The sequence below is a fragment of the Amycolatopsis alkalitolerans genome, assembly GCF_006152065.1.
Classification (GTDB): Bacteria; Actinomycetota; Actinomycetes; order Mycobacteriales; family Pseudonocardiaceae; genus Amycolatopsis_E; species Amycolatopsis_E alkalitolerans.
The window spans coordinates 1-19,857 of the sequence record NZ_VDFW01000034.1; the positions used below are offsets into that span (position 1 = coordinate 1).

Here is a 19,857-nt window from a genome sequence, read left to right on the forward strand (position 1 = left end):
GAACCCGGAAGCTAAGCCTACCAGCGCCGATGGTACTGCACCCGCCAGGATGTGGGAGAGTAGGACACCGCCGAACTTAACATGGTCCTTGAGGCCCTGGTTGAGACCCCGAGAGGGGTTTCCCAGGGCCTCAAGGCTTTTCTGGGCTGGAAACCGGCCAGTCCGTATCCTGAATTCGTGAGCGTGCCGCGTCTTCTGGTGATCCAGCCCGACGAGTCCGACCCGATCGGCCCACTCGGCGAGTGGCTTACGGCCGCCGGTGCGGATCTGGACATCCGCCTTCCGCCGGCCGATGAGCTGCCCGGCGGTCTCGACGGCTACCAGGGGCTCATCTGCCTCGGCGGCGGGATGAACGCCGAGGACGACTCAGCGCATCCCTGGCTGAGCCGAGTGCGTGACCTCCTCGCCGCGGGCACTCGCAGCGGCTTGCCCACGCTGGGCATCTGCCTGGGTGCCCAGCTTCTCGCGGTCGCGACCGGCGGGCGGGTCGCCGAGGGCGAGAAGGGTCCTGAAGTCGGGGCTCAGCTGATCTCGAAGAAGGACGCGGCCTGGACCGATCCGCTCTTCGCGGACCTGCCGCTCATGCCCGATGTGATGCACTTCCACGGCGACGAGATCAGTCGGCTCCCGGTCGGCGCCATCCTGCTCGCATCCGCACCCAAGTACCCCCACCAGGCGTTCAGGCTCGGCCGCTGCGCCTACGGGGTGCAGTTCCACATCGAGACCACCGCCGAGGTCGTCCAGGCCTGGGCGGTGGACGCGCCCGAGATGGCCGCCACCGCCAAACCAGGCGCCTTCGACACCGCCACCCTCGGCCAGATCCACCAGGACCTCGCCGAGACCTGGCAGCCCTTCGCCGCACGCTTCGTGCGGCTTGCCGGCGGTGCGCTCGAGCCTGCGGCTCCTGCGAATACGCTGCCGCTGGCGTGAGCGGGCTACGGTGGACGCTGATGGTTGAGCAAGCACGCGGCGCCGCGTCCCCCGCACGGTACGGCTTCACCGACGACCGCGCCGAGGGGCAGCTACGCGCCGCCGGCTGGTGGACCGACGCCGGACCCGACCAGTCGAGCACCGGTGTGCTGATCGCGCTCTCCCGCGCCGCCGACCCGGACCTCGCGCTGCGCAGCCTCGACCGCATCCGCGATGTCGACCAGGCAGCTTGGCCTGCGCTGTCGAAGGCGTTGTGCGAGGACGCGGCGCTGCGCGGACGGCTGATCGCGGTGCTCGGCACGTCAAGCGCGCTCGCGGACTTCCTCGTGAGTTCGCCGGGGGAGTGGCGCCGTCTCGCACCTGAGGAGTGCACGGACAGCAGCCGTTACGCCGATGAGCTGCTCGCCACCGTTCTGGGGACGGGCGATGCACCCCTTACGGGCACCGCCGCGGAACAGGCACTCAAAGCCGGGTATCGCGGCTTGTTGCTCGAAATCGCGGCGGCCGACCTCGGGCATGTGGTCGAGCCTTCGCTCGACGAACCCTCCTACGCGGAGGTGACCGGTCGGCTCACCGCGCTCGCCGAAGCGTCGCTCGCGGCGGGCCTTGCCGTCGCCCACGCCGAGCTCGCCGGAAAGGACCTCGATGGCACCCGGCTCGCGATCATCGCGATGGGCAAGTGCGGCGGGCGCGAACTGAACTACGTCAGCGACGTCGACGTCATCTTCGTCGGCGAAGGAGATCTCCAGCTCGCGACCAGCCTTGCCAGTACGACGATGCGCGTCGTCGGGAAGGCCTGCTTCGAGGTCGACGCGGCCCTGCGGCCCGAGGGCAAGGCCGGGGCGCTCGTGCGGACGCTGGACGGTCACACGGCCTACTACCAGAAATGGGCCCGCACCTGGGAGTTCCAGGCCCTGCTCAAGGCGCGCGCGGTGGCCGGGGACGCCGAACTCGGCAGCAACTACGTGGCGATGGTCGACGAGGTCGTGTGGTCCGCGGCGGAGCGGGAGAACTTCGTCGAGGACGTCCAGCAGATGCGACGGCGGGTCGAGAAGCATGTGCCCTCCGAACTGGCCGATCGCGAGCTCAAGCTTGGGCGCGGTGGGCTGCGCGACGTCGAGTTCGCCGTGCAACTGCTACAGCTCGTGCACGGGCGCGCGGACGCGGACCTTCGCCTGCGGTCCACAATGGATGCTTTGCGGGCGCTCGGCGCGGGCGGCTACGTCGGTCGTGAGGACGCGGCCGAGCTCGAGACGTCGTACGAGTTCCTGCGCACCGTGGAACATCGGCTGCAGCTGCGCCGCCTGCGCCGCACCCACCTGTTCCCCGAAGCCTCCGAAACCGCCGAGCTCCGGGTCCTCGCGCGCGCCATCGGGATCAGGCCCGAGCGCGGCCGCAGCGCGGACGCGGTGCTTCTCGCGGAGTTCCGCCGGTACGCGCAGCGGATCCGCCGCCTGCACGAGAAGCTCTTCTACCGCCCGCTGCTGCAGTCGGTGGCGAGCGTGCCGACCGAGGCCTTGCGGCTCACCACGAAACAGGCCGCGCAGCGGCTTACCGCGCTGGGCTACGTGGCATCGGACGGTGCCCTGCAGCACATCAGGGCGCTCACCTCCGGGGTCTCGCGGCGGGCGTCGATCCAGCACACACTCCTGCCCGTGATCCTCGACCTGCTCGCGGACACCCCGGATCCGGACGGCGGTCTCCTCGCGTACCGCAAAGTGTCCGAGGCGCTCGAAGAAACCCCCTGGTACCTCAGGGTGTTGCGGGACGAAGGCGCGGTCGTCGAGCGGCTGGCCTACCTGCTCGGCACCTCCAAGCTGGTCCCCGAACTCCTGGTGCGGGCGCCGGAAGTGTTGCAGCTGCTGGGAGATCCGGATCAGCTCGCGGGCCGGGACGCCGCCGAATTCGCGAAGTCCCTTCGCGCCACCGTGCGGCGGCAGCCGGGGATCAAGGCGGCGGTTGCTGCCGCCCGGTCCCTGCGCCGGCACGAACTGCTCCGGGTCGCGGCCGCGGATCTGCTGGGACTGCTGGACGTTCGTGCGGTCTGCGAAGCCCTGTCGAGCGTGTGGGTCGCGGTCTTGCAGAGCGCGCTCGCGGCGGCGATCCGGCAGCGGCAGGCCGAGGTCGACGGCAGCCCGGCGCGTATCGCCGTCATCGGCATGGGGCGGCTCGGCGGCGGAGAACTCGGTTACGGCTCGGACGCGGACGTGCTCTTCGTGTGTGAAGCGAACGAAGGCGCCGACGACACCCAGGCCGTCCGGTTCGCGTCCTCGGTCGCCGAGACCGTCCGGCAGGCTCTCGGGCAGCCCAGCGCCGATCCGCCGCTGGAGGTCGACGCCAATCTTCGTCCGGAAGGCCGCGGCGGTCCGCTGGTCCGCACGCTCGAGTCGTATCGCGCCTACTACGCCCGGTGGGGCGAGGTGTGGGAGGCGCAGGCCCTGCTGCGCGCTCGGTTCGTGGCGGGGGACGACGATCTCGGGACGCGATTCATCGACGTGATCGATGCCATCCGCTATCCCGAAGGCGGGCTCGACGCCGTCCGCGTGCGTGAAGTGCGGCGGATGAAGGCTCGCGTGCAGACCGAGCGCATCCCACGCGGCACCGATCCGACGCTGAACACGAAGCTGGGCCGTGGTGGTCTCGCCGACGTCGAGTGGACCGCGCAGCTACTCCAATTGCGCCACGCCCACGGCGTGCCGGCCCTGCGCACGACGGCGACGCCGGCCGCACTGGCGGCACTGGCCGAAGCGGGGATCGTCGACGCCGAAGACGCGAAATCCCTCACCGAGACCTGGCTGCTCGCGACGCGCGTGCGCAACGCGACGATGCTGGTACGCGGGAAGGCGTCCGACCAGGTGCCCGGCAGCGGGCGCGATCTCGTCGCCGTCGCGCGCGTGCTCGGCTACGGCGACGAGGAGGATCCCGGCGAGTTCCTCGACTACTACCGCCGCACGACCCGCCGCGCCCACGCGGTGGTCGAACGCGTGTTCTTCGCCGATTGACTACAGTACGGCTTGTGAGCGAGCGCGAACCCTTCCGGATCCAGATCAAGGTGCGGATGTACGAACTGGACATGCTGGGCCACCTCAACCACGCCGTGTACCACTCGTACGGGGAGGTGGCGCGTATCGAGATGCTGGAGCGCGCCGGTGGGGGCAGCACCTCGTTCGGAGAGCAGAACATCTCGCCGGTGCTGCTGTCCTCGACCATCAACTACCGCAGCGAGATCCGCATGGGCGAGACCGTGGACGTCACGTGTGACACCCGGTTCGGCAGCGGGAAGTCCTTCCAGATGGAGCTGTTCATCTACAAGGCCGACGGCACCGTGTCCGCCGACATCACGTGCACGGTGGGCCTGATGGACCTCGACCGGCGCAAGCTCGTCGACGATCCGCGTAGCCGGTTCGAGCAGGCTGGGTACGACCTGAAGGTGCTTTCCACCGCCGAGTAGGTTCGTGGTTTCCACGAGATCGGCCGCGGGAGATTCGTCGTTGTTCGCATATGCGTGCGAAGCGCGCTCCGCGAGGCTGGTCGCATGGCGACGATGGTCGAGACCGGGCAGCGGCGGCGCGCACTGGGGTTCTTCGCGATCTGCCTTGGCAATTTCGTCATCATGCTCGACACCAACATCGTCAACCTCGCGGTGCCGCATATCCGCTCCTCGCTCGGCGGCTCGCTGGGCACACTCCTGTGGGTCGTCAACGGCTACACGCTGACGGTCGCCGCGCTGATCCTTTCCGGTGGAGCGATCGGTGACCGGCTCGGCAACGACCGCGCGTACCGGCTCGGCGTACTCGGGTTCGCGATCACCTCGCTGATCTGCGGGCTCGCGCCGAACCTCGCGCTGCTCATCCTTTTCCGTGTCCTGCAAGGGGTTTCCGCCGCTCGCGATGGGGCCGCTGGTCGCGGGCGTGCTGATCGACACGCTGGGCTGGCAGGCCATCTTCTGCGTCAACGTGCCGATCTGCGCCGGGGTCTACATCCTGGTCACGCGGACGATCAGCGGTATCCCGCGCGGCGCGCGCGCGAAGCTCGACGTGCCGGGGCAGATACTCGCGATCGTCGCGATGGGCGCGGTGGCGTTCGTGTTCGTGGAAGGCTCGACCTTCGGCTGGACTTCCCCCGCCGGTCCTCGGCATGGCCGCGCTCGGGCTGCTCGCGAGATGATGTCGGGCACGACCTCGGGTACTTCCCTCGTCACGGTCTCGCAGAGTTCGACCACCTGCTGCCAGTCGTCCTGCTGTGTGGTCCGCACGAGTACGCCCCCATCCTTGACCCCTGATTCGACGGCAATTCGGGTGACGACCGAGGTGGGCCCTGCTGTGGCTCACCGTCACGCCGAGCGGCCTGGAACAGTGCGCTGACCAGCGTTTTCGCTGGTCAGCGCACTGGGCTGGGGGGTGGGATCACACGTCGTAGTACAGCGCGAACTCGTACGGGTGCGGGCGCAGCCGCAGCGGGTCGATCTCGTTCTCCCGCTTGAAGGAGATCCACGTGTCGATCACGTCGGGGGTGAACACCCCGCCCTCGGTGAGGAAGTCGTGGTCGGACTCGAGGTTGTCGAGCACGCTGCCCAGGTCGGCCGGGACCTGCTTGACGTCCTTGGCCTCCTCGGGCGGCAGCTCGTAGAGGTCCTTGTCGATCGGCTCGGCCGGCTCGATCTTGTTCTTGATGCCGTCCAGACCGGCCATCATCATCGCGGCGAAGGCCAGGTACGGGTTACCCGACGAGTCGGGGCAGCGGAACTCGATGCGCTTGGCCTTGGCATTGGTGCCCGTGATCGGGATACGCACGCACGCGGAGCGGTTCCGCTGCGAGTACACCAGGCTGACCGGCGCCTCGAAGCCCGGCACCAGGCGGTGGTAGGAGTTCACCGTCGGGTTCGTGAAGGCCAGCAGGCTCGGCGCGTGGGCGAGGATGCCGCCGATGTAGTGCCGCGCGGTGTCGCTCAGCCCCGCGTACCCGGACTCGTCGTAGAACAGCGGCTGGCCGTCCTTCCACAACGACTGGTGGCAGTGCATGCCCGAGCCGTTGTCGCCGAACAGCGGCTTCGGCATGAAGGTCGCGGTCTTGCCGGCGGCCCACGCGGTGTTCTTCACGATGTACTTGAACAACTGCAGATCGTCCGCGGCATGCAGCAGCGTGTTGAACTTGTAGTTGATCTCGGCCTGGCCCGCGGTGCCCACCTCGTGGTGCGCCCGCTCGAGGGTGAAGCCCGAGTTCATCAGGTTCTGGCTGATCTCGTCACGCAGGTCGGCGTAGTGGTCGACCGGCGGGACGGGGAAGTAGCCGCCCTTGTACTTGGTCTTGTAGCCGCGGTTGCCGCCCTCTTCCTCGCGGCCGGTGTTCCACCAGCCCTCGATCGAGTCGATCTCGTGGAAGGTGCCGTTCTCGGCGGAGTTGAACCGGACGGAGTCGAAGATGTAGAACTCGGCCTCCGGGCCGAAGAACACGGTGTCCGCCACGCCGGATTCGGCGATGTACTGCTCGGCCTTGCGCGCGATGTTCCGCGGGTCGCGGCTGTAGGCCTCCCGTGTGAACGGGTCGTGCACGAAGAAGTTGATCGAGAGCGTCTTCTCCTTGCGGAACGGGTCGATCCGCGCCGTGTCCGGGTCGGGCAGCAGGAGCATGTCCGACTCGTGGATCGACTGGAAACCACGTACCGATGAGCCGTCGAAGGCCAGGCCCTCACCGAAGGCTTCCTCGTCGAATGCCTTCGCGGGGACGGTGAAGTGCTGCATGACGCCCGGCAGGTCGCAGAACCTGACATCGACAAACTGCACGTTCTCATCAGTGATGAGACGCTGGATATCTTCTGGAGTAGTGGACACCCTCTGTAACTCCTTCAACTGTTTTGCCGGGGGCAGTACTCTCTTCGGCTCACGCTAAAAGCGCGGTGTTGCCCGCCAGTCACCCATATGTTTCGTCGATGTTAACGGGCCTTGTGAACCGGGCCAGTGGACCAGGTCAGACGGGGTTTCCGCCAGCGACCTACCCTGATGGTGTGGCGAGATGGACCGGAGAGTGGTTGTCGGGCTCCTACACCGGTCTCAATACCGGTGACGCGGAGCCTCCGCGCTGGCGCGGAGAGCGACTGGGCCTGCCCCAAGACGGCCCCGGATCAGTGGCCGGGGGCAGCCCGCGGCTACTGGCCTTCGTGCTCGACCTGGTGCTGGCATCCCTGCTGACCTCGCTGTTCATCCGCCCCGCGCTGCAGGACACGGCGGCGATGCAGAACTACAACCTGGCCTCGATCGCGGTCTGGGCGGTCATCACGGTGCTGCCGGTGGCGTTCTTCGGCTTCACCCCCGGGATGGCGGCGGTCCGCATACGCGTCGCGCGCCTCGATGGCAAGAGCATGGTCGGCATCTGGCGAGCGGTGGTTCGCGCGGCGCTGACCTTCCTGCTCATCCCCGCTGCGGTGCGTAACGCCGACGGGCGCAGTTGGCTCGATCGGCTGACGAACACCGTGGTCGTCCGCCTACGCTGATCGGGCCCGGCAAGGAGTCAGCGGCGGCGGATCGTGCGCTGCACGTTGCGCATCTTGGCACCCTGGGGGACCGGCCCCTTCGGCATCGCGGCACCCCTGTTGCCCAGCGCGGCCAGTTTCGCCTCGAGCGCGTCGACCTGGGCGCCCTTGAGATTGCGGGGCAGCTTCATCAGCGTCGGCTGCAGGCGGCGCAGCGGCGTCTGGCCCTCCTCGTTTCCGACGATCACCTCGTAGATCGGGGTTTCGCCGATCAGCCGCGCGACGCGCTTCTTCTCCTGCGCGACCAGGTTCTTCACTCGGTGCGGCGCACCCTCGCCGACGAGGACGACGCCCGGCCCACCGAGCACGCGGTGCACCGCGTCGAGTTGGGTGGTCGCGGCGACGGTCTGCGTGACGCGCCAGTTGCCACGCATGTTGTCCAGCGCCCAGCCCGCCGCGCCCGGCTGCCCGTCGGCCTTCGAGTACACCGTCTTCTGCACGCGGCGGCCGAAGATGATCACCGCGGCCAGCACGCCGAGAACGATGCCGAGGGGGAGCAGGATCCACTGGGCGTTGAAGAAGAAGCCGACGCCGAACACGACGCCAGCGATCACGATGATCGAGCCGGCCATCCACGGGATGAGCGCCTTGTCTTCCCGGCGCTGCATCTTGAACGCCTCGAAGATCTGACCGCGCCGCGCCTTGCTCGCCGCGCGCTTCTCCCGCTTCGCCTGCCGTGCAGCTTCCTTGTCCTGCTTTCCCGCCATATCTCCAGGATACGGGCGGCCGGGCGGTACGGATTCTGTCGGCCCCCTCTGCGAGGATGCCAGCGTGGTTGACGCAGCAGTTCGCACGAACCGGCCCGGCCTGCTGGACGGGCTCGATCCCGAGCAACGAGCCGCCGCGGTGGCGCCGCGGGGGCCGGTGTGCGTGCTCGCCGGCGCGGGCACGGGGAAGACGCGGACGATCACGCACCGTATCGCGCACCTGATCAGGTCGGGTCACGTGGCGCCCGGACAGGTCCTCGCCGTCACGTTCACCACGCGCGCGGCCGGTGAGATGCGCACGCGGTTGCGCGCGCTGGGGGTGGAGGGCGCGCAGGCGCTCACCTTCCACGCGGCGGCGAGGCGGCAGCTGCGGTATTTCTGGCCACGTGTGATCGGGGACAGGCCGTGGGATCTGCTCGAGGGCAAGCTGCGGCTGGTCGGCCAGGCCGCGAACAAGGTGGGTCTGGGCACCGAAGCGGAGATCCTGCGGGATCTGGCGAGCGAGATCGAATGGGCGAAGGCGTCGCTGATCAGTCCCGACGACTATCCGGCCACGGCCGCGCGCGTCCAGCGGGACAGCCCGGCCGCGCCGGAAAAGGTCGCCGAGGTCTACCGCGCGTACGAGAAGCTGAAGAACTCCGCCCAGGTCGTCGACTTCGACGATCTGCTGCTGCACACCACGGCGGCCCTCGAGGAGCACGGCGAGGTCGCGCGTGAGTTCCGCGAGCGGTACCGGTGCTTCATCGTCGACGAGTACCAGGACGTCACCCCGTTGCAGCAGCGCCTGCTCGACGCGTGGCTGGGCGGCCGCGACGATCTGACCGTCGTCGGTGACGCGAACCAGACGATCTACTCGTTCGGCGGCGCGTCGCCGCGCCCGCTGCTCGAGTTCACCCGCCGCTTCCCCGAGGCGACCGTGGTGCGGCTGGAGCGTGACTACCGGTCCACGCCGCAGGTGGTCGAGCTGGCGAACAAGGTGATCGGCGCGGCGCGCAACCGGCCCACCGGGTCCAGGCTGCGGCTCGTCGCGCAGCGGCCGGCCGGCGCGGAGCCGCGGTTCGCCGAGTTCGAGGACGAGCCGACGGAGGCCGCCGCGGTCGCGGCCCGCATTCGCGCGTTGCTGGACGGCGGGGTCGCGGCGAGCGAGATCGCGATCCTGTACCGGATCAACGCGCAGTCCGAGGTTTACGAGCAGGCGCTCGCCGAGGCCGGTGTTCCGTACCTCGTGCGCGGCGGGGAGCGGTTCTTCGACCGCCGCGAGATCCGGCAGGCCATGGTCGCATTGCGTACCGCAGCGGCGGACCCGCCTCCGACGGAGCTGGTGACGGCGGTGCGTTCAGTGCTGTCCAGGGCCGGCCTGACCGAGCAGCCGCCGTCCGGTGGGGCGGCGAAGGAGCGCTGGGACGCGCTGCTGTCCCTGGTCGAAGTGGCCGAGGAGCTCGCGGCGACGGTCGAGGGCGCGGATCTGCCGCGGTATGTGGCCGAGCTCGAGCAGCGGGCGGCCGCCCAGCACCCGCCGACGGTCGAAGGCGTCACGCTGGCGTCACTGCACGCGGCGAAAGGCCTGGAGTGGGAGGCGGTGTTCCTGGTCGGGCTCGCCGAGGGCACCATGCCGATCCTGCACGCGGACGGCGACGGCGACGCGATCGAAGAGGAGCGCCGCCTGTTCTACGTGGGCGTCACCCGGGCACGCGAGCATCTGTGGTTGTCGTGGTCGCTCTCGCGTCACGCGGGCGGCAAGCGGCATCGGCGGCGCAGCCGGTTCATGTACGGCTTGCTGCCCGAACACCATCCGGCCGCGCGCGTGCCGCGGTCGCAGTCCGGAAGGAGCGGGCCCAAGCCGCGATGCCGGGTGTGCGGCGGCCCCCTGCTGGAGACGATGGAGATCAAACTGGGGCGCTGCGGCCGCTGCCCGTCCAATGTGGATGAAGAGCTCCTGGCGCGGTTGAAGGACTGGCGTATCACCCGGGCGAAGGAGCTGAAGGTGCCGCCGTTCGTCGTGTTCACCGACGCCACGCTCATCGCGATCGCCGAACAGCAGCCCGCCGATCGCCGCAGCCTGGTGTCGATTTCCGGCATCGGCCCGAACAAGGCCGAGCGCTTCGGCGCCGACGTGCTGGCCGTCGTCAACGGGGAGCGCTGATCGGGGCGGTTGCTCCAGTCGAGGGCGGGCAAGTGACAGGCCGCGTCGAGGGGTCGATCCGTGCGGCAAAACCGCCGCTCAGGGCCGATCTTCGTCGATTCGGAGAGTCTTGGAAAAATAGGTTGCCGCGACGGAGTCCGGGGCAATAGCCTGCAGGGGCCGGGTGGAAGGCCACCCGTGGGGGTTTACGCCCGTCGCGAAGGCGATGCGCGTTGGACAGCGAAGGGAGGCGTCCGGAATGAAGATCACCAATCTGATCGGTATCCCTGGCACCACGCTGTCCTGCGCCGCTGACGCTGGCGTTTTCGTCGGCCACGGCATCGGTGTGCCGGCCGGGGCGCCGGCGCGCCTTCGCCACCTTGCCGACCGTGACCGTGTCTTCGGTACCGAGGTCGTGCTGGCCGATGCCGCGCCGACCGGGATGCCGACGAACAAGCAGCCGCAGACGTATGTTCCGCACCCTCCGCTGGAGCGAAGTCCCTGACACCCATTCAGGGAACAGGCTCACGAAGGCCGCGGAACCGTACATCGGATCCGCGGCCTTCGTGTTTGTGCAGTACCCGTCAAAACCGAAAAACCGTTACTACACAAAGGAGAACGGGAATGTCATCGGCAATCGCCTTCGCGTCAGAGGGGGCGTTACCCGCCGAGTTCGCCGACCCCGGCACCCTGGGAATCGGCGACCTGCTCGACGCGGCTGTCTCGCCCGAGCTGGACCTGCCTTGCCGGTCCGGCGACGCCGACCTGTGGTTCGCGGAGGCTCCCGCGGACCTCGAGCGGGCCAAGCGCCTGTGTGGTGACTGCCCGATCAGGCAGTCCTGCCTGGCCGGTGCGCTCGCACGGCGGGAGCCGTGGGGCGTCTGGGGCGGCGAGATCTTCGAGCGCGGCGCCGTGGTCGCGCGAAAGCGGCCCCGGGGACGCCCGCGGAAGCACCCGGTAGCGGAACAAACCCTCGAGCAGCGGGACTCGGGCGAGCAGCGGAGCGCTGCCGCATGAGTGCCCCGCAGCTGACCAGCGAGAAGCCAGACATGGCGGATGTCCGCCCCAGCGCGGCGCCCGTCACGACCAAGGAGATCACCGAGATGTTGATATATGAAGAACTGGCGAGAGCACGAATACAGGACCTGCGCCGGGACATCCACGCCCAGCAGAGGCGCGGGCACGCCCGTGCGGCCCGGCGTTGGGACCGGATAGCCGGCTGGGCCGCCCAGCGAGCCCGCCGCCACCGTTCCTGAGTTCTGCCTCGCCTCGATGCACCTCCCATAGGTGGTAAGGGACAGGGGATGCCCGCCGTGATCGGCATGGCGGGCATCCCTTGCCACGTCTTCGGATCGTGTTGAATGGGCTCATGGCGGCACATGCGCACACCCACGACCACATCGACTGGGCGTCACGGATCCCGGACCTTCGCAGAGTCGACGAACTCGACGCCGGCGCCTTCACCGCGATCGCGGCCCGCCTGACGGCCGCGCTACCCCGGGGCGCGACGGTCGTCGACGTCGGCTCGGGGGCCGGTGGGATGAGCGCCGCCCTGGCCGCCGCGCTCGCCACCTGCGGCGGTGGCACCCTCTTCCTCGTCGACGCCGTTCCGGAACTGCTCGCCGTCGCCGCCGAGACCGCGTCGACCGATTCCGTCGAGATCCGGACCGTCCACGCCGACGTCGCCACCCAGGCCCTCGACACCCTCGTGCCCGCCGCGGACCTCGTGTGGGCGGCGTCGATGGTCCACCACCTGCCCGACCAGCAGGCCGGCGTCACCGGCCTCGCCTCGGCATTGTCGCCAGGCGGCGTGCTGGCGGTGGCCGAAGGCGGGCTCGAGACGCAGACCTTGCCGTGGGACGTCGGCATCGGTGAGCCCGGTCTCGAACGCCGGCTGATGGCGGCCAGGGACGAGTGGTTCGGCGAGATGCGGGCATCGATGGAAGGCGCCGTCCGGATGCCCTACGGCTGGACCACCGCACTGGGTAAGGCCGGGCTGGCCGACGTCGGCTCGTTCACCGCGCTCGTCGATCACCCGGCCCCGCCGTCCGAGCAGGTGCGGCAGTTCGTGCTCGGGCGGCTCGACCGGCTTGCCGAGACGGTCGAGGACAGGATCGGCGAGGACGACCGCGAAACGGTGCGGCGGCTGCTGGATCCGGCTGGTCCGGACCACCTGGGCCATCGCGACGACCTCTACGTGCTGGGCACCCGGACAGTCCACTTCGGACTAAAGCCTTGACCACGAGGTGCGCCCGCTGCGGTGCGGTCCGCGAGGCGGAGACCGAGCCTTCACTCGTGCTGGCCTGGGTGTCCGAGCGGGAGGGCGGCGACGTGCGCTGGCTGTGTCCACAATGCGCCCGCGACCACGTCCGGGACATCGAGGGCAAGCTGCCGAGCGAGTACTGGTAGAGCTCATACCGTCGCCGGAACGGAGCCGAGGGCGCGGACTCTCGGGCGTCTTCGTTTCGCCGCATTGGCGAAGGCGCTCGTCAGTTCCAGCGCGATCCGTCTGACCTGCCGGCGCAACTGGTCCGGTGGGGTGCGCACCAGGACCACACCGGCCGCGGCGAGCGCCAGATGGTTCATCTTCGGCCCGCGATTCTCCTTACCGCCCGCGCCGAACTGCCAGCCGAGCGCGACCTCGTCCCACCAGGCGTCCACCATGCCGATCGGCCTCCCCAGCGCGTCGCAGATCGTGACGTTCCAGACCGGCGGCGGCAGCGGGACCATTTCGAGTAGTTCACGGGCGAGCCCCTGCAGGTACGTCTCGCCCATGGAGCCCAGGCTCCGCAACATTTCGCGAACGGACGCGGAACCGCGCTGATTGCCCGCCTCGAGTTCGGCACGGAGATCGTCCGGGGAGCACAAGCCGAAGTAGACGGGCAGCGCCAGCAACCTCCGGAGCCGCTCGGGCTCCGTTTCACGGCGGGCGATGTCGATCGTCGCGCGAGCCGGCGGCGCGAAGGCGACGCCACCGTCGACGAGCGGCTCCGGTAGCCGCGAGGTTCGCTCGAGGTGCACGAGTTCCTGCGAGTGGACCCGCCGGTGCGGCGGCACGAGGATGTGCAGCCGGTCCGGTGGCGGGAGATGGATACCGTGCGCGTCCAGCGCGTCGGCGCCGCTGACGACGGAGCCTTGGCCGGCGTAGAGCGTTGCGGCGCGCTGCATCTGCCGCCGGGTCAGGCGCCCCTCGCCGAGGCCGATGACGCCAGGCAGCAAGCGTTGCCACGGGCCGCCGGGACGGCACCGTGACGCGATGGCGTGCGAGTTCACACCAGCCTCGCGGAGCCTGGCAGTCGTGGTGATGCCATCCGGTTCCGGCATGGTCAGGGCGGCCAGTTCCGCGGAAGTCATTCGGGCCATGCCCCCAGCCTGGCAATGAATCAGGCGTCACGGAACGTGATCGGGCAAATTGTGGACAACTCCCGCGAGTGAATGGCGACTTCGTGCGAAAATACGGGTTTCCTGTGGACAACTACTGGTTCAAATGGCTTAATCCGCGAAGCCGGGTTGCCAGCGCTCCACAATCGCCCGTGCCGGAATCTCCGCGTCCAGCTGGCAAAGGATCCCAGTCGAGCCGGCGGTCACCCGGTGAATCATCAGGTACTCCGGCGGCAGGTTGAGTGACCTTCCCACCTGGAAGTCCTGGCCCCGGGAATCACCGACCCGCATGGCCTGCCGTTGCATCCATTTACGCGTGAAATGAAACGTCTCGGTCGCCAGCGGCTCGGTGAACGGGGCCAAATAGGCTAGTACGTCTTCGGCGCGTAAATCACTGTCCGTACGCACGAAACCGTTTGCGCGCAGCAACTGCATGAGTTCGGCCGAGCGGCCGTCGAGTGCGAGCCTCGTCATTTCGCCGAGATGCCGCGGAATACCGTGCGGCAACCGGGCGACCGCGCCGAAGTCGATCACTCCGAGCCTGCCGTCGTCCAGCAGCAGGAAGTTGCCCGGATGCGGATCCGAATGCAGCAGACCCGCTCTCACCGGTGAGGAGTAGTGGAACTCGGCCAGCATCGCCCCCACGGAGTTGCGGGTCGCCCTGTCCCCACCGGCGATGATCTTGGCCAGTGGAGTCCCGCTCAGCCACTCGGTCACGAGCGTCTTCGGCGCGCTCGCGACGACTCGCGGGATGTGCACGCGCTCGTCGCCTTCGAAGGCCTTCGCGAACCTTCGCTGGTTCTCCGCCTCGCCCCGGTAGTCCAGCTCTTCGTCCATCCGCGCGGCGAGTTCGGCGAGCAGTGGCTTGACCTCGGCTCCCGGTATGAGCGCCTGGAAGAGCCTGCTGAACCGCTGGAGCTGTCGCAGATCGCTGCGCAACGCCACGTCGGCGCCCGGGTACTGGACCTTGACGGCGACCTCGCGGCCGTCGTGCCACACCGCCCGGTGTACCTGCCCGATGCTGGCGGCAGCGGTGGGCTCGTCGTCGAACTCGTGGAACCGGTTTCGCCAGCCGCGCCCCAGCTGCTCAGCGAGGACCCGGTGAGTCTGCCTCGCCGACATCGGAGGCGCCGCCGTCTGGAGCCGGGTCAGCGCGTCGCGGTACGGTGCGGCCAGCTCGTCCGGCACGGCCGCTTCGAACACGCTGAGCGCCTGGCCGAACTTCATCGCGCCGCCCTTGAGCGCGCCCAGCACCTCGAACAGCTGCTCGGCGGCCCTCGCCGACAGCGTCGCGTTGACCTCCTCGGCGCTCTGACCGGCCAGCCGCCGCCCCCAGCCGCCGACGGCCCGGCCGGCGATGCCGAGCGGCAGGCTGGCCAGTTTCGCCGTTCTGGCTGCGGTACGGCGCGGAATGCCCGAGCTGTCCTCGTCGTCGCGATCGCGGGAGTCAGTCACCTAACGATTCTGCCTTGCGGATGATCCGCCGTGTAGCCGCCGGTGGATGTACCCGGTCAGCATCGAAGCGGTGGCGCCCCGCAGGTGCACGCGGGGTTCGGCGGCCACATGCGGTGGTCCACCGTTCCGGCGTGGGTGTCGATCTCGATCGTCGTGTTCCACGAGGCCGGCGCGCCCTCGCCGCGGTCGAGGACCCGGAGGACCTGACCCACGGCCATCCCGGCTGTAGCCTGCACGCTGCACAGATCGGCCTGCTGGCTGCGCCCGGCGAGCTGGCCGGCCACCATCGGCCAGCGCGGGTCCATCGATTTGCGGTGCAGGTCGGCGCACCCCAGGCAGGTGCTGCGACCCGGGTAGACGAGCGGCCCGACGATGCCGATGCCCTCACGGACCCGTACCGGCAGGTGCGGTATCCCTTCCTGCAGGAGTTGCTGCACGAGTTCCGGGGCGGGCACGATCGCGTCGGCCAAGACGACGAGCTCCGGCTGGCGGTCGGCGCGCAGCCGCGTCTGCCGGACCGCCGGATTCGCCCGCCGGATCGCGTCGCTTGCGGCCGCCCGCCGCTGCCTGCCGATATCGGCGTCGAGGTAGCCGCTGCCCGTGTCGTGGTCGGTCACCACGCCGCTGGCCTCGACCTGCACCTTCCCTACGCCGGAGGCGGCGAGCAACGTGGCGATCGCGATGGTCAGCCGCCCCGCACCGTGCAGGACGACGGCGCTGTGCGCGCGCCGGGCGAAGATCTCGGTACCGGGCTGGCGAGCCCGCAGCGACCAGAGACCGGCCTCGCCGGCCGTGCGGCGCTGCCCCGCGGGAGCCCATGCCTCTTCGACGAGGCCGAGGCGAGTCAGGTTGAGGAGCAGTTCGCGGAGATGGGCGGTGTTCTCGTCCTTGGCCATCGCGAGCAGCTCGTCGGTGCGATGGCGCCCGTCGAGCCGGTGCAGGACGCGGACCAGGTCCGGGCTCAGTTCGGTGGCCACCATCGCATGGCGCGGATCGAGCCCGAACTGGACCTCGTCCGGACAGCGGTCGTACACCCGGAGGCCGGGTCTGAGCCGGGGGCGTTTGGGCAGGCGGACTTCCGTTGCGGTCGTCGACTGATCGGTCATGACACATACGGTGACAACCTGACTACGAAATCGCCAGCTGAACACAGAAGTTGTCCACAGGAACAATTCGATGTGGATAACCAGGGCAGTCTGGCGTCGAAGGCTCCCGAGTTGTCGGTGGCTGCGCTTACCTTGGACGGGTGGCGAACGCACGGGTGCCCTCGCTGAGGGGCCGGGACAAAACCGAGCAGGTGGCGAACCCGCAGCAGAAAGTCGAAGTACGGCGGAGCACGCGGCGGCGGAGCACGGTCTCCGCGTACCGCGACGGAGACACGCTGGTGGTGCTTATCCCAGCCGGGATGAGCAGGGCGGAGGAGAAGCACTGGGTCGCGGAAATGGAGCGCAAGCTGCAGCGCACCGAGTCGCGGCGTGCCTCACCGGCACGGCAGTCGGACGCGGCGTTGCTGGCACGCTGCGCTCAGCTGTCGGCGCGTTATCTGGACAGGAACGCGCTGCCGGTGAGTGTGCGCTGGGTGCCGCCCATGCGCACACGGTGGGCGTCGTGCACGCCGACCGACGCGACGATCCGGGTCAGCGAACGGTTGCGGCAGGTGCCGTCCTGGGTGCTGGACTACGTCCTCGTGCACGAACTCGCGCACCTGCGGGTGCCGGGGCATGACGAGGAGTTCTGGGCCCTGGTCCGGCGCTACCCCAAGACGGAACGCGCGATGGGGTATCTGGAGGGTCTTTCGGCCGCGGCCGGCTGGGGGATCAGCGAGTTGGACATGGACGGGTGATGGCTGAGGCACGCGAGGAGGTGAGCGAGGGGAGAACGGGGCGCCGCGGGTCGGCGCGCTGTGCGGGCGCATAGCGGAGGGACGTGGGCGCGCCGGGCTGGTCGGCGCAGTGCACGTGGGCCTGGTGGGTGCGACCCACGAGGCGCGGCGCGGGTCACGATGCGGCGGAGGCAGGCGGGCTGGTCACGGGAAACCGGCGCACCTTCCAGCCACGGCCGAACCGTGGCTGGCGGGCGGCTCGGGGAGGGCCGGTTCAGTGGCCGGACTTCCCGCCCTCGTCGTCGTCCGTACCGGGCTCGGCGTCCTGGGCGGAGCCGGACTCGCTCTCGGCCTTTTCGGTGCGCTCCAGCTCGGCGATGGGATCGAGGTCTTCGATGCTCGCCTGGTCGGCGAGGCGCTCGCTGAACTCCATCGGGTCGTCGAGGTCCTCGGCGCTGGGCATCAGGTCCGGATGCGACCACAGACCGTCGCGCTTGTCGATGCCGTGCTGCTCGCCCACGAGCTTCCACAGCGACGACGCGGCACGCATCCGACGCGGCCGGAGCTCCAGGCCGACGAGCGTCGCGAAGGTCTGCTCGGCGGGCCCGCCCGTCGCGCGGCGGCGGCGAAGCGTCTCGCGCAGCGCACCGGCTCCGGGCAGCCGGTCGCCGACCGCATCGGCGACCACGACGTCGACCCAGCCCTCGACCAGGGCGAGCAGCGTCTCCAGACGACCTAGCGCCGCCTGCTGCTCGGGCGTCGTCTTCGGTTCGAGCAGGCCCGAGGACATCGCCTCTTCGATGCTCGCCGGGTTACTCGGGTCGACCTGCCCCGCCAGCTGCTCCAGCGCCGACGTGTCCACCTTGATGCCGTGCGCGAACTCCTCGACGGTCGCCAGCAGCCGCTGCCGCAACCACGGCACATGCGTGAACAGCCGCTGGTGCGCGGCTTCGCGCGCGGCCAGGAACACGAGAACCTCGCTGTTGGGCACCTCGAGCCCCTCAGTGAACTTCTCGATGTTCGCGGGAAGCAGAGCGGAGGTCGCGTCCGGCCCCAGCGGCAGACCCACCTCGGTCGAGGTCAGCACCTCCGACGCCAGCTGCGCGAGCGCGTTGCCCAGCTGCGAGCCGAACGCCATGCCGCCCATCTGACCGACCATCTGCAGCAGGGGTCCCGCCGCCTGCTTGGCCTCGTCGGGAAGCGCCTCGACCCACGCGCCGGACACCTGCCGCGCCACCGGATCGCACAGCCGCTGCCAGGTCGGCAAGGTCTTCTGCACCCAGTCACGCGCGGACCAGGCCACCGTCGCCTTCGCGCCGGCGGGCAGGATCGTCGCCGCGTCGAGCCACAGTTCCGCCAGATGAGCCGCGTCCCGGACCGCGGAGTCGGAGTCACTGGTCGCCGCGAAACCGATCTGGCCGCCGCCGGAGCCACTCAGCTTCTGCAGCGCGATCTGCTTGGCGATGTCATAGTTGACGGGCCCGGATGAGCTGCCCGCCTGGCTGAGCATCTGGCCCAGCTGGCTGAGCATCTGGCCCAACTGGTTGAAGGCCTCGGCGCCGGACTGCCCGCCGCCTTCCGGCTCGTTTTCACCACGCTTGTCGGGATCGGGGAGCCCGAAACCGAACGGGAGATTGCTCATACCACCACCGTACGCGGACGTCCAGGGGGACACCGGGCCAGCCATGCGCCCATGCCCGAGGGCTGGTGACCCGGAGCTTGGACCCGTCACCGTACGCTGTCCCGCGTGAGCGAGTCCCGTGAGGAAACCACAGCTCGAGGAACCACCGTGGACGGCGCCGCCGGCGAGGCGGGCGGCGCGGGCGGCGGGCGGCGAACCCCACCCGCGGACCGGCGGAAACGGCTCACCAGGCGAGGCTGGACCGTAGTGCTGAGCGCCCTCCTCGCGATCGCGTTCGGGCTCATCGGCGCCTTCGTGCGCGTTCCTTACGTCGCGATCGGCCCCGGCCCCACCTTCGACACCCTCGGCCAGTCGGGCGGCACGACGGTCGTCCAGATCAGCGGCCATCAGACCTACCCGACCTCGGGCGAGCTCCGGATGACGACGGTCTCCCTCAACGACCAGGTCACGCTGTTCGGCGCGCTCGGTCTGTGGGCGAGCGGCCGCTACGCGCTCGCGCCCCGCGAGGAGTACTTCACGCCGGGGGAGAGCGACCAGCAGGTCCAGCGGGAGAACGTCAAGGAGTTCCAGGACTCCCAGAGCAACGCCGAGGTCGCGGCGCTGCGGCATCTCGGTTTCCCGATCAAGGTCCTCGTGCAGCAGGTCGTCTCCGGCAGCCCGGCGGACAAGGTGCTCGCGGCCGGTGACCGGCTGCTGAACGTCAACGGCAAGCCGATCGCGCAGGAGGACGACGTGCGCGCCGCGCTGGTCGGCACCAAGCCGGGGCAGACGATCCAGATCACCTTCCAGCACGGCACGGACGCACCGCGCACCAGCCCGCTCACGCTCGCGGCGAACCCCGATCCCAAGGCGGCGCAGGGCTTCATGGGCCTGCAGCCGATCGACCGGGCGGACGTCCCGTTCGACGTCAAGGTGTCACTCGAGGACGTCGGTGGGCCGTCGGCCGGGCTGATGTTCGCGCTGGCGATGATCGACCGGCTCACCCCGGGCGACCTGGTCGCCGGCGAGCACGTGGCCGGCACCGGAGAGATCGACGAGAAGGGCAACGTCGGTCCGATCGGCGGTATCTCGTTCAAACTCGTCGGCGCGCGCGAGGCCGGGGCGACGATCTTCCTGACTCCGGAGAAGAACTGCGCCGAAGCGAAGGCCGCGGATCCGGACGGGCTGAGGCTCGTGAAGGTCACGAACCTCGACTCGGCGCTCACGGCCCTCGACGACGTCAAGGCAGGGAGGCCCGCGCCGTCCTGCTGAGTGAGGCGGGGAGGCGCG

19 protein-coding genes and 1 rRNA gene are annotated in these 19,857 nt (G+C 69.5%); 14 read left to right on the forward strand and 6 right to left on the reverse strand.

The window, feature by feature from the left end:
- From rrf to FG385_RS28115, 5 genes are all read left to right on the forward strand, one after another.
- A 5S ribosomal RNA gene (rrf, locus tag FG385_RS35825) occupies positions 1 to 76 on the forward strand; the annotation flags it as partial.
- Between the two features lie 107 nt (positions 77 to 183).
- Complete coding sequence (locus FG385_RS28100; protein ID WP_139099876.1) at positions 184 to 930, forward strand: type 1 glutamine amidotransferase; 747 nt, start codon at positions 184 to 186, stop codon at positions 928 to 930.
- A 20-nt stretch (positions 931 to 950) separates the two neighbouring features.
- On the forward strand, positions 951 to 3,932 hold the full coding sequence (locus tag FG385_RS28105) for a bifunctional [glutamine synthetase] adenylyltransferase/[glutamine synthetase]-adenylyl-L-tyrosine phosphorylase (RefSeq protein WP_139099819.1): 2,982 nt from the start codon (positions 951 to 953) through the stop codon (positions 3,930 to 3,932).
- Positions 3,933 to 3,946: 14 nt separating this feature from the next.
- Entirely contained in the window at positions 3,947 to 4,381 is a 435-nt protein-coding gene (locus FG385_RS28110) for an acyl-CoA thioesterase (protein ID WP_139099820.1), read from the forward strand.
- A gap of 84 nt (positions 4,382 to 4,465) precedes the next feature.
- Positions 4,466 to 5,212, forward strand: coding sequence for an MFS transporter (locus FG385_RS28115; RefSeq protein ID WP_139099821.1), 747 nt, complete (start codon positions 4,466 to 4,468; stop codon positions 5,210 to 5,212).
- Between the two features lie 124 nt (positions 5,213 to 5,336).
- On the opposite strand, the gene glnA is transcribed toward FG385_RS28115, so the two are convergent.
- Complete coding sequence (gene glnA / locus FG385_RS28120) at positions 5,337 to 6,761, reverse strand: type I glutamate--ammonia ligase (protein ID WP_139099822.1); 1,425 nt, start codon at positions 6,759 to 6,761, stop codon at positions 5,337 to 5,339.
- A 173-nt stretch (positions 6,762 to 6,934) separates the two neighbouring features.
- Between glnA and FG385_RS28125 the strand changes: the two genes are divergently transcribed.
- Positions 6,935 to 7,420 carry an RDD family protein gene (locus tag FG385_RS28125; protein WP_139099823.1) on the forward strand — a complete coding sequence of 162 codons (486 nt, stop codon included), beginning with the start codon at positions 6,935 to 6,937 and terminating at the stop codon, positions 7,418 to 7,420.
- Positions 7,421 to 7,437: 17 nt separating this feature from the next.
- Here the strand turns inward: FG385_RS28125 and FG385_RS28130 are convergent, their stop codons facing one another.
- Entirely contained in the window at positions 7,438 to 8,166 is a 729-nt protein-coding gene (locus tag FG385_RS28130; protein WP_139099824.1) for a DUF4191 domain-containing protein, read from the reverse strand.
- A 64-nt stretch (positions 8,167 to 8,230) separates the two neighbouring features.
- Between FG385_RS28130 and FG385_RS28135 the strand changes: the two genes are divergently transcribed.
- The 6 genes from FG385_RS28135 (at position 8,231) to FG385_RS34495 (ending at position 12,697) form a co-directional block, all read left to right on the forward strand.
- A complete protein-coding gene (locus FG385_RS28135) occupies positions 8,231 to 10,309 on the forward strand; it encodes an ATP-dependent DNA helicase UvrD2 (protein WP_139099825.1) in 2,079 nt (692 codons plus the stop codon).
- A 238-nt stretch (positions 10,310 to 10,547) separates the two neighbouring features.
- Complete coding sequence (locus tag FG385_RS28140; protein WP_139099826.1) at positions 10,548 to 10,793, forward strand: hypothetical protein; 246 nt, start codon at positions 10,548 to 10,550, stop codon at positions 10,791 to 10,793.
- 119 nt (positions 10,794 to 10,912) lie between these two features.
- Positions 10,913 to 11,305 (forward strand): WhiB family transcriptional regulator, encoded by a 393-nt coding sequence (locus FG385_RS28145; RefSeq protein WP_139099827.1) that lies wholly within the window; start codon positions 10,913 to 10,915, stop codon positions 11,303 to 11,305.
- Entirely contained in the window at positions 11,302 to 11,544 is a 243-nt protein-coding gene (locus tag FG385_RS28150; protein WP_139099828.1) for a hypothetical protein, read from the forward strand. Before FG385_RS28145 ends, FG385_RS28150 begins: the two co-directional genes overlap by 4 nt.
- Before the next feature lie 113 nt (positions 11,545 to 11,657).
- On the forward strand, positions 11,658 to 12,527 hold the full coding sequence (locus FG385_RS28155) for a class I SAM-dependent methyltransferase (RefSeq protein ID WP_139099829.1): 870 nt from the start codon (positions 11,658 to 11,660) through the stop codon (positions 12,525 to 12,527).
- Positions 12,524 to 12,697 (forward strand): hypothetical protein, encoded by a 174-nt coding sequence (locus FG385_RS34495; RefSeq protein ID WP_200834696.1) that lies wholly within the window; start codon positions 12,524 to 12,526, stop codon positions 12,695 to 12,697. The genes FG385_RS28155 and FG385_RS34495 overlap by 4 nt, the downstream gene beginning before the upstream one ends.
- A gap of 3 nt (positions 12,698 to 12,700) precedes the next feature.
- Here FG385_RS34495 and FG385_RS28160 read toward each other — a convergent pair whose 3' ends face one another.
- The 3 genes from FG385_RS28160 to FG385_RS28170 all read right to left on the reverse strand — a co-directional run bounded on the left by FG385_RS28160 (position 12,701) and on the right by FG385_RS28170 (position 16,230).
- Positions 12,701 to 13,651: a hypothetical protein gene (locus FG385_RS28160; protein WP_235022839.1), complete on the reverse strand. Its 951-nt coding sequence runs from the start codon at positions 13,649 to 13,651 to the stop codon at positions 12,701 to 12,703.
- 129 nt (positions 13,652 to 13,780) lie between these two features.
- Positions 13,781 to 15,124 carry an ABC1 kinase family protein gene (locus FG385_RS28165; protein ID WP_139099830.1) on the reverse strand — a complete coding sequence of 448 codons (1,344 nt, stop codon included), beginning with the start codon at positions 15,122 to 15,124 and terminating at the stop codon, positions 13,781 to 13,783.
- A 56-nt stretch (positions 15,125 to 15,180) separates the two neighbouring features.
- Positions 15,181 to 16,230 (reverse strand): TOMM precursor leader peptide-binding protein, encoded by a 1,050-nt coding sequence (locus FG385_RS28170; RefSeq protein WP_139099831.1) that lies wholly within the window; start codon positions 16,228 to 16,230, stop codon positions 15,181 to 15,183.
- 164 nt (positions 16,231 to 16,394) lie between these two features.
- Here FG385_RS28170 and FG385_RS28175 point away from each other — a divergent pair, with 164 nt between their 5' ends.
- Complete coding sequence (locus FG385_RS28175; protein ID WP_139099878.1) at positions 16,395 to 16,967, forward strand: M48 metallopeptidase family protein; 573 nt, start codon at positions 16,395 to 16,397, stop codon at positions 16,965 to 16,967.
- A gap of 253 nt (positions 16,968 to 17,220) precedes the next feature.
- Here FG385_RS28175 and FG385_RS28180 read toward each other — a convergent pair whose 3' ends face one another.
- Positions 17,221 to 18,588, reverse strand: a complete 1,368-nt coding sequence (locus FG385_RS28180) for a zinc-dependent metalloprotease (protein ID WP_139099832.1) — start codon at positions 18,586 to 18,588, stop codon at positions 17,221 to 17,223.
- A gap of 105 nt (positions 18,589 to 18,693) precedes the next feature.
- Between FG385_RS28180 and FG385_RS28185 the strand changes: the two genes are divergently transcribed.
- Complete coding sequence (locus FG385_RS28185; RefSeq protein ID WP_235022840.1) at positions 18,694 to 19,839, forward strand: YlbL family protein; 1,146 nt, start codon at positions 18,694 to 18,696, stop codon at positions 19,837 to 19,839.
- Positions 19,840 to 19,857: the final 18 nt, after the last annotated feature.

Bases quoted from the DNA above. Each gene is read 5' to 3' on its own strand.
- FG385_RS28155 (WP_139099829.1), top strand. From the start codon at position 11,658: ATGGCGGCACATGCGCACACCCACGACCACATCGACTGGGCGTCACGG.
- FG385_RS28150 (WP_139099828.1), top strand. From the start codon at position 11,302: ATGAGTGCCCCGCAGCTGACCAGCGAGAAGCCAGACATGGCGGATGTC.
- FG385_RS28145 (WP_139099827.1), top strand. From the start codon at position 10,913: ATGTCATCGGCAATCGCCTTCGCGTCAGAGGGGGCGTTACCCGCCGAG.
- FG385_RS28160 (WP_235022839.1), bottom strand. From the start codon at position 13,651: ATGGCCCGAATGACTTCCGCGGAACTGGCCGCCCTGACCATGCCGGAA.
- FG385_RS28105 (WP_139099819.1), top strand. From the start codon at position 951: ATGGTTGAGCAAGCACGCGGCGCCGCGTCCCCCGCACGGTACGGCTTC.
- FG385_RS28130 (WP_139099824.1), bottom strand. From the start codon at position 8,166: ATGGCGGGAAAGCAGGACAAGGAAGCTGCACGGCAGGCGAAGCGGGAG.
- FG385_RS28140 (WP_139099826.1), top strand. From the start codon at position 10,548: ATGAAGATCACCAATCTGATCGGTATCCCTGGCACCACGCTGTCCTGC.
- FG385_RS28180 (WP_139099832.1), bottom strand. From the start codon at position 18,588: ATGAGCAATCTCCCGTTCGGTTTCGGGCTCCCCGATCCCGACAAGCGT.
- FG385_RS28115 (WP_139099821.1), top strand. From the start codon at position 4,466: ATGGCGACGATGGTCGAGACCGGGCAGCGGCGGCGCGCACTGGGGTTC.
- FG385_RS28170 (WP_139099831.1), bottom strand. From the start codon at position 16,230: ATGACCGATCAGTCGACGACCGCAACGGAAGTCCGCCTGCCCAAACGC.